This is a genomic window from Sphingomonas kyeonggiensis (assembly GCF_030812785.1).
Taxonomy (GTDB): domain Bacteria; phylum Pseudomonadota; class Alphaproteobacteria; order Sphingomonadales; family Sphingomonadaceae; genus Sphingomonas; species Sphingomonas kyeonggiensis_B.
The window spans coordinates 1,723,218-1,738,712 of sequence record NZ_JAUSTJ010000002.1; the positions used below are offsets into that span (position 1 = coordinate 1,723,218).

At 67.9% G+C, this 15,495-nt stretch carries 12 protein-coding genes; 10 read left to right on the forward strand and 2 right to left on the reverse strand.

Features of this window, described 5'->3' with window-relative positions; all coding sequences use genetic code 11:
• Window positions 1–239 precede the first annotated feature (239 nt).
• Together J2W22_RS17695 and J2W22_RS17700 are read left to right on the forward strand one after the other, a co-directional pair.
• Complete coding sequence (locus tag J2W22_RS17695) at window positions 240–3,260, forward strand: sensor histidine kinase (protein ID WP_307119538.1); 3,021 nt, start codon at window positions 240–242, stop codon at window positions 3,258–3,260.
• Window positions 3,261–3,270: 10 nt separating this feature from the next.
• Complete coding sequence (locus J2W22_RS17700) at window positions 3,271–3,900, forward strand: response regulator (protein WP_307119539.1); 630 nt, start codon at window positions 3,271–3,273, stop codon at window positions 3,898–3,900.
• On the opposite strand, the gene J2W22_RS17705 is transcribed toward J2W22_RS17700, so the two are convergent.
• Window positions 3,897–4,574, reverse strand: coding sequence for an OmpW/AlkL family protein (locus tag J2W22_RS17705; protein WP_307119540.1), 678 nt, complete (start codon window positions 4,572–4,574; stop codon window positions 3,897–3,899). The genes J2W22_RS17700 and J2W22_RS17705 overlap by 4 nt on opposite strands.
• Before the next feature lie 124 nt (window positions 4,575–4,698).
• On the opposite strand from J2W22_RS17705, the gene hemN reads away from it, so the two are divergent.
• Window positions 4,699–6,021, forward strand: coding sequence for an oxygen-independent coproporphyrinogen III oxidase (gene hemN / locus J2W22_RS17710; protein ID WP_307119541.1), 1,323 nt, complete (start codon window positions 4,699–4,701; stop codon window positions 6,019–6,021).
• A 22-nt stretch (window positions 6,022–6,043) separates the two neighbouring features.
• Complete coding sequence (locus J2W22_RS17715) at window positions 6,044–6,772, forward strand: Crp/Fnr family transcriptional regulator (RefSeq protein WP_307119542.1); 729 nt, start codon at window positions 6,044–6,046, stop codon at window positions 6,770–6,772.
• On the opposite strand, the gene J2W22_RS17720 is transcribed toward J2W22_RS17715, so the two are convergent.
• Window positions 6,759–7,217, reverse strand: coding sequence for a hemerythrin domain-containing protein (locus J2W22_RS17720; RefSeq protein ID WP_307119543.1), 459 nt, complete (start codon window positions 7,215–7,217; stop codon window positions 6,759–6,761). The genes J2W22_RS17715 and J2W22_RS17720 overlap by 14 nt on opposite strands.
• Before the next feature lie 176 nt (window positions 7,218–7,393).
• On the opposite strand from J2W22_RS17720, the gene J2W22_RS17725 reads away from it, so the two are divergent.
• The 6 genes from J2W22_RS17725 (at window position 7,394) to J2W22_RS17750 (ending at window position 15,468) form a co-directional block, all read left to right on the forward strand.
• The gene (locus J2W22_RS17725; RefSeq protein ID WP_307119544.1) at window positions 7,394–7,996 is read left to right on the forward strand and encodes an RNA polymerase sigma factor; all 603 of its coding nucleotides are present in this window, start codon (window positions 7,394–7,396) and stop codon (window positions 7,994–7,996) included.
• The gene (locus J2W22_RS17730) at window positions 7,962–8,975 is read left to right on the forward strand and encodes a FecR family protein (RefSeq protein ID WP_307119545.1); all 1,014 of its coding nucleotides are present in this window, start codon (window positions 7,962–7,964) and stop codon (window positions 8,973–8,975) included. The genes J2W22_RS17725 and J2W22_RS17730 overlap by 35 nt, the downstream gene beginning before the upstream one ends.
• Before the next feature lie 91 nt (window positions 8,976–9,066).
• Window positions 9,067–12,408, forward strand: coding sequence for an outer membrane beta-barrel protein (locus J2W22_RS17735; protein WP_307119546.1), 3,342 nt, complete (start codon window positions 9,067–9,069; stop codon window positions 12,406–12,408).
• A gap of 14 nt (window positions 12,409–12,422) precedes the next feature.
• On the forward strand, window positions 12,423–13,871 hold the full coding sequence (locus J2W22_RS17740) for an alkaline phosphatase family protein (RefSeq protein ID WP_307119547.1): 1,449 nt from the start codon (window positions 12,423–12,425) through the stop codon (window positions 13,869–13,871).
• A complete protein-coding gene (locus tag J2W22_RS17745) occupies window positions 13,871–14,206 on the forward strand; it encodes a c-type cytochrome (protein WP_307119548.1) in 336 nt (111 codons plus the stop codon). The genes J2W22_RS17740 and J2W22_RS17745 overlap by 1 nt, the downstream gene beginning before the upstream one ends.
• Window positions 14,203–15,468, forward strand: coding sequence for a serine/threonine protein phosphatase (locus J2W22_RS17750; RefSeq protein ID WP_307119549.1), 1,266 nt, complete (start codon window positions 14,203–14,205; stop codon window positions 15,466–15,468). Before J2W22_RS17745 ends, J2W22_RS17750 begins: the two co-directional genes overlap by 4 nt.
• Window positions 15,469–15,495: the final 27 nt, after the last annotated feature.

The window sequence follows — 15,495 nt, forward strand, 5'->3', positions numbered from 1 at the left end:
GGCAATGCCGCGACCGCAGCCGCTGCCGCCGCGCCCATGCCGAACGCGCGGCGCGTGATCTCTAGACGCTCGTCCATGCTCTTCCTCCGGCCAGATGTCCGGTCTGGCTCCCACACCGCCGCGCCGGAGGAAATCCCGCGCCGGTAGCCAGCGCCTACTCTTTCGGGTACCTCACGCTCTGCCGGGCTTTCGTGCTAGCATGCCGGCTTTCCAAAGCGTCGCGTGAGAGAGGGAGCATCTTGCGACTGGCCTTGCTCATCGCCGGGATCGTCGCGCTGTGCTGCACCGGCACGGCCACCGCCGACGCGCCCGGCCAGGGCATATCGCGCTATCTCCACGCCACCTGGACCAGCAAGGACGGCGTCCCCGCCATGGTCCAGGCGCTCGCCCAGGGGCCGGACGGCTATATCTGGGTCGGCACCGGCAACGGGCTCTACCGCTTCGACGGCGTGACCTTCGAGTACGTCCCGCCCGCCGCCGACCATCCCCGCGGCGCCATCCCGGTCAGCGCGGTGCTCGTCACGCGCGCCGGCGAGCTCTGGGCCGCCTATGCGGGTGCCGGCGGGGTCGAGGTCTATCGCGGCGGACGCATGGTGCGCACCGGCATGACCGATGCCGCGGGCGAGTTCACCGAGCTACGGGAAGACCGGGACGGCGCGATCTGGGCGGTCGGCGGGCGCACCCACAAGGCGCTGAAGCGCTATCGCGGCGGGCGCTGGGAGACGATCGGCGAAGCGCAGGGCGTGCCAGACAAGGAATATGTCTCCAGCCTCGCCACCGCCCGCGACGGCTCGGTCTGGATCGCCACCGACAAGCAGCTCTACATCTGGCGCCGCGGGGCGAAGCGCTTCGAGCCGACCGGCGTGCAGCTCGGCTTTGGCGGCCATCTCGCGCTCGACCCCAAGGGCAATATGTGGCTGGCCGACGAGCACGGCACGCGCATGCTGCCCGATTACGCCGCCGGCGCGCGCACCCCGCGCAGTTCGGTTCTCTACCCCTTTTCCGGCCGGGTGCGCCGCACCGCGATCCTGTTCGACCGCGACGGCAATCTCTGGGGCTCGAGCTTCACCAGCGGCATCTTCGAAGTCGATCGTGCCGCCGACCGGTACGACGTGCCCGGCGCGGTCTCCACCTATCGCACCGGCAACGGCCTCACCTCGAACCAGGCGGTGTCGTTCCTCCAGGATCGCGAGGGCAATATCTGGGTGGGCACCGAGCTGGGGCTCGACCAGTTCCGCCCGGCCAACCTCTTCCGCATCGACACGCCGTCGGGCGGTGCGGCGGAGGGCTATCTGCTCGCGGCGGACAGCAGCGGAACGGTCTGGCTGGCGAGCGGCCCCTCGCTCTACCGCGCCCTGCCCGGCCGCGAACCCGTCCTCTTCTCGAGCGGCTATACGGAAATCCAGGCGCTGTGCCGCGGCGGCAATGGATCGATGTGGCTGAGCACGCCCGAGAAGATGATCCGGCTGCGCGGCGACAAGGTAGTGGAGACGCTCGGCCTGCCCGGCGCCGGCGCCACCTTCGGGTGCGCCGAGGACGGGCTCGGACGCCTGTGGGTTGCGCGCTTCCAGCACGGTGCGCTCGTCCGCCGCGGCAATGGCTGGCACGAGCCGAGGCTTCCCCTGCCCGGCCGGCCGCAGGACATCGTGATCGACGGCGACGGCAATCCGGTGATCATCCTCGACCGCAAGGCCCTGGTCCGCGTCACCGGATCAATCGCCCGCGGCTGGACCAACGAGCAGATCGGCGTTTCCGGCCTGACCGGCGTCTATGGCAGCCGCGACGGGCTGCTGGTCGCCGGCGGCGACGGGCTGGCGCGCTGGCGGAACGGCCGGTTCGAGCGGCTGTCGATCGCCCATCATCCCTGGCTGCGCGGCGTGCGCGGCGTGGTGCAGGCCGCCACGGGCGAGACCTGGATGGTCAACAATACCGGCCTGTTGCGGCTGCGCACCGCCGATCTCGACCGCGCCTTCGCTCAGCCCACCGCGCCGCTCCGCCACGACCTGTTCGACGAGCAGGACGGCCTCTCCAGCCGCACCCAGCGCGCCGACGGACTGCAGATCGATGCTGGCGGCGACGGGCGCCTCTGGTTCCTCACCCGCCAGAGCGTTATGCGCATCGACCCCGCCCATCTGGTCCGCAACGCCGCAGTACCGCCCGTGGCGATCCGTGCGCTCACCGTCGACGGCCAGCGCTTCGTCGATCCGGAAAGGATCACGCTCCCGGCCGGCAAGACCAACCTCTCGATCGACTATACCGGCCTCAGCTTCTCCGTGCCGAGCCGGGTGCATTTCCGTTACATGCTCGAAGGCTTCGACAAGGGCTGGATCGATCCCGGCACCCGGCGCCAGGCCTTCTACACCAATCTCGATCCGGGCACGTACCGCTTCCGGGTGATGGCCTCCAACAATGACGGGCTGTGGAACCCCCGGCCGGCGGTGCTGGAGCTCACCATCCCGCCCACCTTCCTGCAGAGCCCGTGGTTCGCGCTGCTCTGCGCGATGGCGATCGCCGCGTTGTTCCTGCTGCTCTACCAGGTGAAGGTGCGGGCGATGGCGGCGGCGATGCGCGTCCGCATGCGCGAGCGGCTGACCGAGCGGGAGCGGATCGCCAGGGAATTGCACGATACGCTTCTCCAGGGGGTCCAGGCGCTGGTTCTGCGCTTCCAGCTCGTTGCCGACGATATTCCGCCCGAGAACCCCGCACGCCGCACGCTGGAGGAAGCGCTCGACCGCGCCGACGACGTGCTGGCCGAGGGCCGCGACCGGGTGCGCGACCTGCGGATGATCGGCGGCGCCGACGATATCGAGCACATGATCCTCGAGATCGCCCGCAAGCAGGTCTTCTCGCCGGCCACGCAGATCAACGTCGCCAGCGAAGGCGAGGCGCGGGCGCTAGACCCGCTGGTGTGGGACGAAGTGGCGCGCATCGCCAACGAGGCGCTGTTCAACGTCTGGCGCCACGCCCAGGCGAAGCAGATCCTCATCCGCATCGCCTTCCGCCCCGAGAGCTTCTCGGTCCGCTTCCGCGACGACGGCGTCGGCATCGCCGAGGAGATATTGCGCGACGGCCGCCGCGACGGGCATTTCGGCCTGCCCGGCATGCAGGAGCGCGCGAGCAAGATCCAGGCGCGGCTGGTGGTGCAGCGCCCGCCCGGCGGCGGCACCGAAGTCGCGTTGATCGTCCCCGCGACGATCGCCTATTCGAACACACGGCGCCGCAAGTGGCGCGCTCTGGTCACAGGAGGCCGAATTGGTTGAAGCAGCTGTGATGACGAGCACCAGGACCGTCCGCGTGATGGTGGTCGACGACCATCCGATGCTGCGCGAAGGCATCGCCGCGGTCGTCGAGCGCCAGCCCGACATGGAGATCGTCGGCGAGGCGCAGGGCGGCGCCGAGGCAGTGGAGCAGTATCGCGCGCTCCAGCCCGACGTGACGCTGATGGACATCCAGATGCCCGGCATGGACGGGGTCGAGACGATCGAGGCGATCCGCCGCGAATTCCCGACGGCACAGTTCGTCGTCCTCACCACCTATCCCGGCGACACCCATGCGCTGCGTGCGCTCAAGGCCGGCGCGACCGGCTATCTGCTCAAGAGCTGCATCCGCAAGGACCTGCTCGACACGATCCGCGCGGTGCACGAGGGGCGCCGCGCGATCGCTGCCGATGTCGCGCAGGAGATCGCGCTCCACGCCTTTGACGACCGGCTGAGCGAGCGCGAGACCGACATCCTCAAGCTGGTCGCCGAGGGCCATCCCAACAAGCAGATCGCCTGGCGGCTGTCGCTTTCCACCGACACGGTGAAGGCGCATCTCAAGAACATCTTCGCCAAGCTCGACGTCGCCGACCGCACCCATGCAGTGATCACCGCGGCACGGCGCGGCTTCATCGAGATCTAAAGCCGCACGCCGAGCCCCAGGCCGAACACCAGCGGATTGACCTTCACCCGCGTCCGCTGCGTGCCGATCGCAGCCGTGTCGAGCCGCACATCGGTGCGCATGTCGATGTACTTCACATCGAGGTTGAGGAAGATCTTGCGGGTCAGGTCGACGTCCATGCCCGCCTGCGCCGCCCAGCCGAAGCTGTCGGACATGCGCACCCTGGTCTTGCCCACGGCGCCCTGCAGCCCGCCCGACGCCTTCTCGTTCCAGAACATCGTGTAGTTCACGCCCGCGCCGAGATAGGGCCGCAGCTTGCCGCGCGGATTGAAGTGATATTGCGCGGTCAGCGTCGGCGGCAGCACCCAGGTCGAGCCGAGCCTACCGATCGACCCGGTGGTGCCGCTGACGCCCGAGAAATCATGCTTTGTAGTCGAGGCGATCAGCTCCAGGCCGATCGTGTCGGTGACCATGTAGGTCGCATCGATCTCGGGCATCACGGCATTGTCGAGCTTCACCTTCTCGCCCGGAAAGGCCGGGTGGATGCCGTTCGATTTCTCGTTCGGCGCCACCAGGATGGTGCGCAGCCGGACGAGCACGTCGCCCGCCTTGATGCCGGTCTCGTCGCGCGTCTGGGCGCCGGCGGGAAGTGCTGCGATCAGGCCGGCGGCGGCCAGGGCGATCAGGGTCTTCATCATTGCCTCCTGTGTTGTCGCGCCAGGAGATGCGCGCCGGTCCGCCGCGCCGCCTTGCAGCAGCGCAAGCCGCGATTTGACCGGCGTCAAAGCCCCCGCGCCGCTGCGCTCGCAGGGGATTGCCATGTGGACCTATCATCCCGAGCTGCTCGCCACGCCGGTGCCCCGCTACACCAGCTTCCCCACCGCGGCGGAGTTCGGCGACGATGTCGGCCCGGCCGACATGCAGCATGCGCTGGCCCGGGTGCGCGAGGACGATCCGGTCTCGCTCTACCTCCACGTCCCTTATTGCCATGAGATCTGCTGGTATTGCGGCTGCAACACCGGCGCCGCCAACCGCACCGCGCGCGTCGCCGCCTATGTCCAGCGGCTGGGCGAGGAGCTCGACCTGGTCGCCCGCAAGCTCGATGGCCGCGGCAGGATCGCGCGCATCGCCTGGGGCGGCGGCAGCCCAAATGCCCTTGCTCCCGCGCAGTTCGACGCACTGATGCAACGGCTGCGCAGCGCCTTCGCCTGCGCCGATGCCATCGTCTCGGTCGAGCTCGATCCGCGCGGCTTCGGCTGGGAATGGGCCGAGTGCTTCGCCCGCAACAAGGTCCGCCGCGCCAGCCTGGGCGTGCAGACCTTCGCCCCGCACATCCAGCGCGCGATCGGCCGCATCCAGCCGACCGAGGAGATCGCCTGCACCGCCGGCCGGCTCCGCGTTGCAGGCGTGGAGTCGATCAACTTCGACCTGATGTACGGCCTGCCCGGCCAGTTCTCCGAGGATCTCGACGAGACGCTGGGCATCGCCCTGTCGATGCATCCCGAGCGCTTCGCGGTGTTCGCCTATGCGCATGTCCCCCACCTGCTGCCTCGCCAGCGCCGGATCGACGCGACCCGCCTGCCCGGCGGCGGCGCCCGCTTCGCCATGGCGCAGCAGGCGCATCGCAAGCTCACCGGCGCCGGCTATGACGCGATCGGCTTCGATCATTTCGCCGTGCCGCACGACACCCTTGCCCGCGCCGCGCGCGGCAGGACGCTGCGCCGCAATTTCCAGGGCTTCACCGAGGACCGGTCCGATGTGCTGATCGGCCTGGGTGCCTCCGCGATCAGCGCCTTTCCGGGGGCACTGCTCCAGAACGAGAAACATGCCGGCCGCTATCACCTGCGTATCGCCAACGGCCAGCTCGCCACCGCGCGCGGCATAAGGCGCAGCGCAGGCGATCGGCGGCGCGGTGCGATCATCGAGGCATTGCTCTGCCGCGGCGAGGCCGAATGCATCGGCCTGCCCGACCTCGAAGATATCCGCGCCCGGCTGGTGCCGTTCGAGGCACGGAGCCTGATCGCCTGGGCCGGCACGCGGCTGCTGCTCGACAAGGGCGCCCTGCCCTATGCGCGTACCATCGCGGCGATCTTCGATCCGTGGCGTGCGGCCGGTGCCAGGCGCTTCAGCAGCGCCGTCTGACCTCCCATCGAAAGCACCCGCCATGCTCCTCCAGGACCGCACCTCCGCCAGCTGCGCCCCCGCGCGCTGCCTCTCCTGCAAGGCGCGGGGCAACTCGCTCTGCGCGGCGATGGCGGATGGCGAGCTTTCGGCGCTCCACGCGATCGGCCGGCGCCGCAACCTGCCGGCGGGCCAGGCGTTCAACTGGGCCGGCGACCGCAACCACCATTGCGCCACCGTGGTCGAGGGCATGCTCAAGGTCACCGCCTCCACCAGCGACGGGCGCGAGCAGATCGTCGGCCTGCTCTTCCCCGGCGATTTCGTCGGCGAGCTGTTCGCGGACGACGCAACGCTGACCGTTTCGGCCTTGTGCGAGACCGACCTGTGCACCTATCCCCGCGCCGCGTTCGAGCGCACGCTCGAGGACCATCCTCGCATGGAGCGCCTGCTCCTCCGCCGCACCCTGCTGGCGCTGGGCGACGCCCGTGGCCGGATGCTCGCGCTCGGCCGTCGCAACGCCCGCGAGCGGATCGCCGGCTTCCTGCTCGACCTGGTCGAGCGCACCGGCCGGCCAGCGGCGAACGGCGGCACCCGCATCGCCATCCCGATCAGCCGCGGCGAGATGGCCGACTACCTCGGGCTGACGATCGAGACGGTCAGCCGCCAGCTCTCCCAGCTCAAGGCGGCCGGCATCCTCGCCTTCGCCAAGGGGGATCGCGGCTGCACCGTGCTGCGCGAAGCCAGCCTGCAGGCGATCCTCAACCCGGCATAAGCCCGCGCCGGGCGATCTCGATCCCGCTTTCCTTGAGCGCGATCGCCCGGCGACAGCCGTCGAAGAAGCAGCGCAGCATGTAGGAGAGCTTGCCGACGTCGCGCTCGGCCCCGGTCTCGACGCTGCGGCGCAGTTCGCTCGCCAGGTCCTCGCCATGCATCCGGTCGAACTGGTGCATCTCGTGCAGCGCGGAAAGAAATGCCCGCCCCGGCCGGTGCGCGACCGGCAGCCCGGCGAAGACGCGTTCGGCCCGCGCGAAATGCGTGGCGGTCACCCGCTGGATCGTCCTGCACAGCCGCATAGCCTCGGCGGAAGACGGCAGCGCCGGCAGCCGATCCGCGACGCCCTCCAGTTCGTTGCACAGGCTGCGCTGCACGGCGTGATCGTCTTCGAGCATCTGGAAGCCCGAAATGGGCAGTTCGAAGGGCGGACTGCGGCGCGTCATGACGGGATCTTTCGCATCGCACCCGGTCTACGCCTGCCTTGGCGAACCCGAATTGACGCCCATCAAATGCCCCATGCGCGAAGGTAGCGCGAACAGAGACTGTCACATTTGCCGCCTAACGGAGTGCCGACTCGCTGATCGGCGAGGTCTCGGGTTGCACCCTGCAGGGATGGCTGATGCACGCGATCGACCGCGAACGGACGCGATGGTTCCTACGCAACGTCCTGCCGCATGAGCCGGCGCTGCGCAGCTGGCTCGGCCGGCGCCAGCCGCTCGGCCTCGATGTCGACGACATCATCCAGGAATCTTATGCGATCCTCGCCGACCTCGACACGGTCGAGGATATCCGCAATCCGCGCGCCTATCTGTTCCAGGTCGCCCGCTCGGTGATCACCCGCCATGTCCGCCGCGCCCGCGTCGTCTCGATCCACACGGTCGAGGACCTGGGCGAGCTGGAGCTGGCCGACGACCGTCCCTCGCCCGAACAGATCGCCATCGATCGCGACGAGCTGGGCCGGCTGGCCCAGGCGATCGGCGCGATGCCGGCGAAGACCCAGGAGGCGTTCATGCTTCGCCGCGTCGAGGGGCTGTCGCAGCGCGAGATCTCCGCGCGCATGGCGATTTCGGAGAATACAGTTGAAAAACACATCTCGCGCGGGCTTCGTTTCCTGATCGATTGGTTTGGCCATGGCGGAAAAGCTCTGGCAAAAGCCTCTAGGGAAAGGGAAATGGAGATTGCCTCTTTTGACGGCCGAGCGAGAAACCAGTCGATCCATTGACGAAACCGCCGCCGACTGGATCGCCAGGCTCGATCGGGGGCCGCTCTCGGCAGAGGACTCCCGGGCATTGGAAGCCTGGCTGCACGGCGATCCGCGTCGCCGCGGGGCGATGCTGCGCGCCGATGCCTATGCGATGCTGAGCGAATCCGCGCGCGCGCTCGGCCCGCAATTCGATCCCAGGGCGTTTGCCGAGCCCGCGCCTGCGGACCCCGAGCCGCGGCGCGGCCTCAGCCGCCGCTCGATGCTCGCCATGGTCGGCACCGGCGGGGCAATCGCGGCATCGGTGCTGGCCCTCGGCATCGCCCTGCCCGCCGCGGCGATCACCACCGGCCTGGGCGAGGTCCGCCTCGTCACGCTCGACGACGGCTCGACCGTGATGCTCAACACCCAGACCAGCGTGAAGGTGCACTACAGCCCGAGCGAGCGCGTGGTCGAGCTGCTCTATGGCGAGGCGTTCTTCACCATCCTGGCCGATGCGCGCCGCCCCTTCTTCGTCGAGCTGCCGGGCAAGCGCCTGCGCGCCACGCGCGGGACCTTCCGGGTGCGCAAGCTCGACGGGAAGCCGGTCGACATCCTCGCCGACCAGGGCAAGCTCGCGCTCGCTTCGGTTGCCGGCGCTCCAGCCCGGCTGGAACTGCCCGCCGGCAGCCGGCTCGCCTTCCAGCCCGATGCACTGATCGACAGGCTTCCGGCCCCGACGCTGATCGCCCCGGACCTCGTCTCGCGCGAGTTGGCCTGGCGTGATGGCAAGATCGCGTTCGAGGGCGAGCCGCTCGAGCACGCCGCTGCCGAGTTCGCCCGCTACAGCAGGACCCGCATCGAGATCAGCGATCCTGCGCTCGCCCGCGAGCCGGTCGCCGGGCTGTTCTCCGCCAGCGATCCCATGGGCTTCAGCCGTGCCGTGGCCGGCCTGTTCGACGCCCGGGTCGAACAGCGTGGCGATACCCTGGTGCTCAGCCGCCGCGCCGGCCGCCCCTAAAAATTTACCGCCACAATGGCGGAACTTTTCCCGCCAGGTCTCTCAGCCTCAAAGGGTGCTGCGGCCGCCGCACCCAAGGGTGTCGAAGATCATGCTTGCCCGCAACGCCATATTGTCGTCCGCTGCGGTCATCGCGTCGCTCGTGGCAACGCCCGCGTTCGCCCAGGTCCGCAGCTTCGACATCCCCGCCCAGGCGGCGGTGAAGGCGATCCCCGAATTCGCCCGCCAGGCGCAGATCCAGGTCGTCGCCGCGGCGCGTGACCTGGCCGGAGTACGCACCCCGGCGATCAAGGGGTCGATGGATGCGCGCCAGGCGCTGCGCCGCCTGATCGCCGGCACGCCACTCGAGATCGTCAGCGACGACGGCCATGTCATCACCCTGCGCTCGCGCCGGGCTCCCGGCCGCCAGAACGCGCAGGTGAACGGTCGCGGCACCATCGCCGGCCAGGTCGTCAACCCGGCGAGCGGCGAGTATCTCCGCGCCGCGATCATCGATCTGACCGCTTCCAACGGGGAGCGCCGCTTCGCGACCTCGGGCGATGCCGGCGCCTATCGCTTCAACGGCGTGCCCGCCGGCCCGGCTACCGTGACCGTCCACTTCACAGGCTACACGACCGAGGCAGCCGTGGTGCACGTGCTGGCCCGCAAGACCGCCAAGCTCGATTTCAGTCTGCGCGAAAGCGGTGCCGACGGCGAGCAGCCGAGCAGCCAGATCATCGTGAACGGCGCACGCGAGGATTATGCGCAGGACATCATGGCGCAGCGCAAGGCGATGAACATCGTCGATGTGCTCTCCACCGAAGCCTATGGCGACATCGCCGGCGGCAACCCGGCCGAGTTCCTGAAGTACATGCCGGGCGTCGATGTCGACGGCACCAACGGCACCTCGCTCTACGCCTTTCTGCGCGGCCTGCCGGCGGAATATACCCGCACCCAGCTGAACGGCATGGACGTGGTCTCGGCCAACGCCAACGCGCCTGCGGGCTATGCCAATTCGGCCGCGGGCGCGCGCATCTTCAGCTATGAATCGATCTCGATGTCGGCGATCGATTCCGTGACGGTCTACAAGACGGTCAGCGCCGACAACAATGCGGACGCGCCGGCCGGCATCATCGATCTGCGCACCAAGCACGCCTATGACCGCAAGAAGCAGGCGCTGGTGGTATCGTTCGGCGGCTTCACCCATGAGAACATGTGGGACAGCAAGACGCATAGCGGCCCCGATCCCCAGGGTTGGGGCGGCAGGCGCTTCCTGCCCGAAGCCTCGCTCTTCTACGCCAACAGCTTCTTCGACCGCCGCTTGGGGGTGTTGGTCTCGCTCGGCTACAACAACAGCTATATCGAGCGCGAGCAGATCACGATGAGCCGCAGCTACGCGCCGACGGCGAAGAGCCCCGATCCGCTCGCCTTCACGGCGATGGAATATGAGCAGTCGGCGCGCCAGACGACGCGGCGCACCGCCTCGGCGATGATCGACTTCAAGGCCGACGATCGGCTGACCCTGTCGCTGCTCGGCATCTTCTTCCGCGGCGACGTCTATCAGAACACCAGCGACGTCACGCTGACTACCGGCGTTCGCACCAATGGCGTCAGCGGCGACATCCTCGGCAACTACACCACGCTGAACGCCGCGACCGCGAAGACCATCCAGAGCGCCGATACGAACCAGTACAAGGTCAACAACGGCAACATCATCGCGCCGAGCTTCGAATGGAACCGCGGCAACGCGCATGTCGACGGCTATTTCGCCTATTCGGACTCCAAGTCCTATTACAACTCGCCGCACCAGGATCAGGTCACGTCCTTCATCTCCACGGTGACCTCCACCGGCAATTTCTCGGCGGTGAAGGGCAGCTCGAGCCTCGCCTACACCGATTGGGACATCCGCCAGACGAGCGGGCCTGACTGGAGCAACCTTTCGTCCTACACGCTCTCCGCCACGCCGCAGCTGCGCACCACCAGCGGCGCCAATGCCTTCATCTACGAGAAGTCGGGCGGGCTGAACGCCAGCTATGACGCGCAGTTCGGCGCGGTTCCGATCACCTTCAAGGCAGGCTTCAAGGTCACCGACACCGTCTATCGCTTCGGCGATACCTCGGGCGACAATCTCTACACCTATACCGGCCCGCTCTCGAACGCCGACTTCCTGGCTTCGGTGATCAATCCCTATCAGCGCGCGTCGTGGAGCAAGAGCGAAGCCAGCGTCACCTCGCTCTCGGGCTCAAGCTACATCCCGATGATCGACATGGCCAGGCTCTACCAGCTGTACGTCAACAATCCGGACCAGTGGACGCACACCCTCTCGGCAGCGAACTACGCCGCGGCCAATTATTCGAACAACACCCGGTTCGAGGAGAACATCAAGGCCGTCTACGGCATGGCCACTGCCAAGGTCGGCAAGCTCAAGCTGCGTGCGGGCCTCCGCGCCGAATGGACCGCCAACACCAGCTGGGGCTGGTCGCCGCTCTCCGCCACCGAAGTGAAGGCCGCCACGGTCAACGGCGTAAAGTGCGCGGTCACCGCCTCCACGGGCATCGCCACGACCATTCCCTGCGTCGACTATCAGTTCCAGACCAACGGCTATCAGGAAATCCGCGGTAACTATTTCAAGCTCTATCCCAGCGCCTCCGCCAAGCTCACTCTGGGCCGCAGCACCGACGCCGAGGTCGGCTATAGCCGCACCATCCTGCGCCCCGGCCTGAACGCGATCGCCGGCAGCGCCAGCGTGGACGATGCCAACAAGGTGATCTCGGTGCCCAATCCGGGCCTGACCCCGGCGATGTCGGACAACATCTCCGTCCGCCTCTCGCACTATTTCAAGTCGGTCGGCCTGCTCACCGCGGGCTTCTATTACAATCGCATCGACGGCCTGGCCGATCTGCAGGAAGGCCTGACCGCGGCGGAAGTGGGCGCGGCAGCCGGCGGCTATGCCGAGGACCCTTCCTATGCCGACTATAGCTACACCACCTATCGCCAGCTCGGCGTGGTGAGCATCAAGGGTATCGAGGTCTCGTTCCAGCATGCGTTCAGCTGGCTGCCCGCGCCGTTCGACGGTCTGTCGGTCCGCGGCGGCTTCATGCACAACGAGCCGAGCGAGCCGATCACCCGCGTCGGCAAGAATATCGGCTCGGCGGCGCTGATGTATGAGAAGGGCCCGGTCCGGCTCTACGTCAACATGCTGTGGAACGACGACAAATACCGCTCGACCACACCGAGCTGGTTCCAGGCCCGCACCGACCTGAGCGTCTCGGGCCGGATCAGGCTGGTCAAGCACTGGGAAGCCTATTTCTCGGTCAACAACCTGCTGGCCCAGCCCTACAACGTCATGGTCCCCGGCGAGCTCGCCACCACCGCGAGCAGCACCCCCAACCACAGCGCGATCTATGTCCAGAACGGCCGCACCGGCACGTTCGGCATCCGCGCGCGCTTCTGAACCGGAGTCCTACGATGGCCGACACGCCCCAATTCACCCGCCGCCGCCTGATCACCGATGGTGCCCAGCTTGCCGCGCTCGCCGCCGCCGCGGGCCTGCTGCCGCCCAACCTGCAGAAGGCGCTCGCCCAGGTGCCGAACCGCGCGGGCTCGCTCAAGGACATCAAGCATGTCGTCATGCTGATGATGGAGAACCGCTCGTTCGACCATTATTTCGGCACGCTCTCCGGCGTCCGCGGCTTCGACGACCCTGACGCGCTGATGCTGTCCACGGGCCGGAACGTCTTCCACCAGCCCGATGCCGAGAATCCGGATGGCTATCTGCTGCCCTTCCACGTCGATACCTCGACCACCAAGGCGCAGAAGCTGCCCTCGACCAGCCATGCCCGCAAGGTCCAGCACGCGGCCTGGAACGGCGGCAAGATGGACAATTGGCTGCCGGCGCACCGCGAGGCCGACGGTCCCGAAGGCCCCTATACGATGGGCTATTTCAAGCGCGAGGACATCCCGTTCCACTATGCGCTGGCCGAGGCCTTCACCATCTGCGACGCCTATCACTCCTCGGTGATGGGGCCGACCTGGCCGAACCGGCTCTACTACATGACCGGCACGATCGATCCCGATGCGCTGGCAGGCGGACCGGTCGTCCGCAACAAGATGCCGCCCGAGGGTTTCCGCTGGACGACCTATGCCGAGCGGCTGGAGGCCGCCGGTGTCGACTGGCGCGTCTATCAATATGGCGAGCTGGGCAAGCGCTCGCACAATCTGTTCCGCTGCTTCCCGCGGATCGCGCAAGCCCCGGCCGGCTCTCCGCTTGCCCTGCGCGGTTTCCCGGATGCGGACGAGGAGCGGTTCGCGCAGGACGTGCGCAACGATCGTCTGCCCGCCGTCTCCTGGATGTTCCCGCCCGCCGACGCGAACGAGCATCCGTCGAACTCGATCCCCGCGGCAGGCGCCAACTTCATCGCCAGCCGGCTGAACGAGCTCGCCGCCAACCCGGAGGTCTGGGCGAAGACGCTGTTCATCCTCAACTATGACGAGAATGACGGGCTGTTCGATCACGTTCCTCCGCCGGTGCCGCCCGCAGGTACGGCGCACGAGTTCGTCGACGGCCTGCCGCTCGGCGGCGGCTTCCGCGTGCCCTGCCTGCTGATCTCGCCCTGGACCGCCGGCGGCTGGGTGTGCAGCGAGCGCTTCGATCACACCTCGATCCTGCAGTTCCTCGAGCGGCATACCGGCGTGCGCGAGCCCAATATCAGCGACTGGCGTCGCAGGACCTTTGGCGATCTGACCTCGGCCTTCCGCTTCGGCCAGCCCACGGCCAGGTTCCCGGTGCTGCCCGGCGGCACCGCCGAGATGCTGGCGGTCGCGCGTGCGGCGGGCAACCTGCCGATCCCGCCGGTCCTCAATCCGCAGCAGCAGCTTCCGGTGCAGGAAAAGGGCTCGCGCAAGCGGGTGAAGTAATGCGACGCGCGGCGCCCCTGCTGCTCCTGAGCGCAGCGGCGCCGCTCTGCATGGCGGCGCTGACGAAGCCCGCCATGCCGCCGGAACGCGGGCGCACTGTCTATGTCGCGCAGTGCGCGAGCTGCCACGGCCGCGCCTTCGAAGGGATGGAGGACGGGCCGTCGCTCATCGGCGCCCGCTTCCAGGCCAAATGGCGCGGCCGTCCGGACGCGCTCTATGCCAAGATACGCCAGTCGATGCCGCAGGACGATCCGGGCACGTTGACGCCAGCCGAGGCCGGCGACGTCACCGCATTGCTCCTTGCCGCCAACCACTTGCCAGCGAGACCCCAATGAAGCGCAACCTGAGCCTCCTCGCATTGGCGCTGCTCGCCGCCGCGCCCGCCGCCGCCAAGGGACGCTGCGGCGAATTCACCATTGCGATGATCCCCGACACGCAGAACTATCTCGACTACAGCCACCAGAAATCGGCCGGCTATCCGGTGGACGGCACCGATCTGTTCCTCGAGCAGATGCGCTGGATCGCCGCTCACGCGAAGAGCGCGGGCGGCGACATCGTCTTCGCCACCCATGTCGGTGACGTCTGGCAGCATTATTCGGAATGGATGGATCGCGCGCACGAGCTGCGCGGGTTCAGGGGCATGCCCAACGCGATGAGCTCCGAAGTGGCCGAGGGGCCGCGCAAGGAGACCCGAACCTTCGAGAGTCCTGCGGCAATCCGTGGTTTCGAGCTGTTGAAGGGCAAGCTCCCCTTCTCGGTGGTGCCCGGCAACCATGACTATGACGCGCTATGGACCGATCCCGCGCATCCGCCCCAGCCTGAGCGCACGGACTCGCTCAGGATCGGCCTGCGCCATCTGGGCGGGCTCGACGGGTTCCGCTCGGCCTTTTCCAGCGAGTCCGAGCTCTTCAAGGGACAGCCCTGGTATGTCGACGCGCATGACGGCGGCGCGGACAGCGCGCAGCTGTTCACGGCCGGCGATTGCCGCTTCCTCCATATCGGCCTGCAGTTCGATGCCCCCGACGCCTCGCTCGCCTGGGCCAAGCGCGTGCTCCACCGCTTCCCCGGCGTGCCGACGATCGTCACCACGCACAAATATCTAGACCGCGACGGATCGCGCGCCGACACCCCCGCGCTCGACCAGAGCATCCTCGACCACCGCGACAACAACCCGCAGATGGTCTGGGACAAGCTGATCAGCGAGAACGATCAGATCTTCCTGGTGCTGAGCGGCCATATCGGCGGCCAGGGCTATAGCGTCGATCGCAACCTAGCCGGGCATCAGGTCCACCAGATGATGGCCGATTATCAGGGCCGCTGGCAGGCTGCGAAGGCGCTGGGCTGGAAGAAGGCCAATGCCACGCTCGGCGATGGCTGGATGCGGCTGCTCACCTTTCGACTCGACGGCCCTAGACCGAGCGTCCAAGTGCGGACCTGGTCGACCCACTACAAGAAGTTCAGCACCGAGCTGCCGGACTATGCCGCCTGGTACAAGGCGCATGACGGCATGGGGAAGCTCAGCGACGCCGACTATCTGAAGCGCGATGACTTCAGCTTCGAGCTGCCCGATTACCGGGCCCGGTTCGGGCGGCAATAGCCCCCTTCCCCATCGACGACAGCGGAC

What these genes read in the sequence shown, in the direction of transcription:
- J2W22_RS17735 (WP_307119546.1), top strand. Translation starts at nt 9,067, where the DNA reads ATGCTTGCCCGCAACGCCATATTGTCGTCCGCTGCGGTCATCGCGTCG.
- J2W22_RS17745 (WP_307119548.1), top strand. Translation starts at nt 13,871, where the DNA reads ATGCGACGCGCGGCGCCCCTGCTGCTCCTGAGCGCAGCGGCGCCGCTC.
- J2W22_RS17725 (WP_307119544.1), top strand. Translation starts at nt 7,394, where the DNA reads ATGCACGCGATCGACCGCGAACGGACGCGATGGTTCCTACGCAACGTC.
- J2W22_RS17700 (WP_307119539.1), top strand. Translation starts at nt 3,271, where the DNA reads ATGACGAGCACCAGGACCGTCCGCGTGATGGTGGTCGACGACCATCCG.
- J2W22_RS17750 (WP_307119549.1), top strand. Translation starts at nt 14,203, where the DNA reads ATGAAGCGCAACCTGAGCCTCCTCGCATTGGCGCTGCTCGCCGCCGCG.
- J2W22_RS17705 (WP_307119540.1), bottom strand. Translation starts at nt 4,574, where the DNA reads ATGAAGACCCTGATCGCCCTGGCCGCCGCCGGCCTGATCGCAGCACTT.
- J2W22_RS17720 (WP_307119543.1), bottom strand. Translation starts at nt 7,217, where the DNA reads ATGACGCGCCGCAGTCCGCCCTTCGAACTGCCCATTTCGGGCTTCCAG.
- J2W22_RS17715 (WP_307119542.1), top strand. Translation starts at nt 6,044, where the DNA reads ATGCTCCTCCAGGACCGCACCTCCGCCAGCTGCGCCCCCGCGCGCTGC.
- hemN (WP_307119541.1), top strand. Translation starts at nt 4,699, where the DNA reads ATGTGGACCTATCATCCCGAGCTGCTCGCCACGCCGGTGCCCCGCTAC.
- J2W22_RS17740 (WP_307119547.1), top strand. Translation starts at nt 12,423, where the DNA reads ATGGCCGACACGCCCCAATTCACCCGCCGCCGCCTGATCACCGATGGT.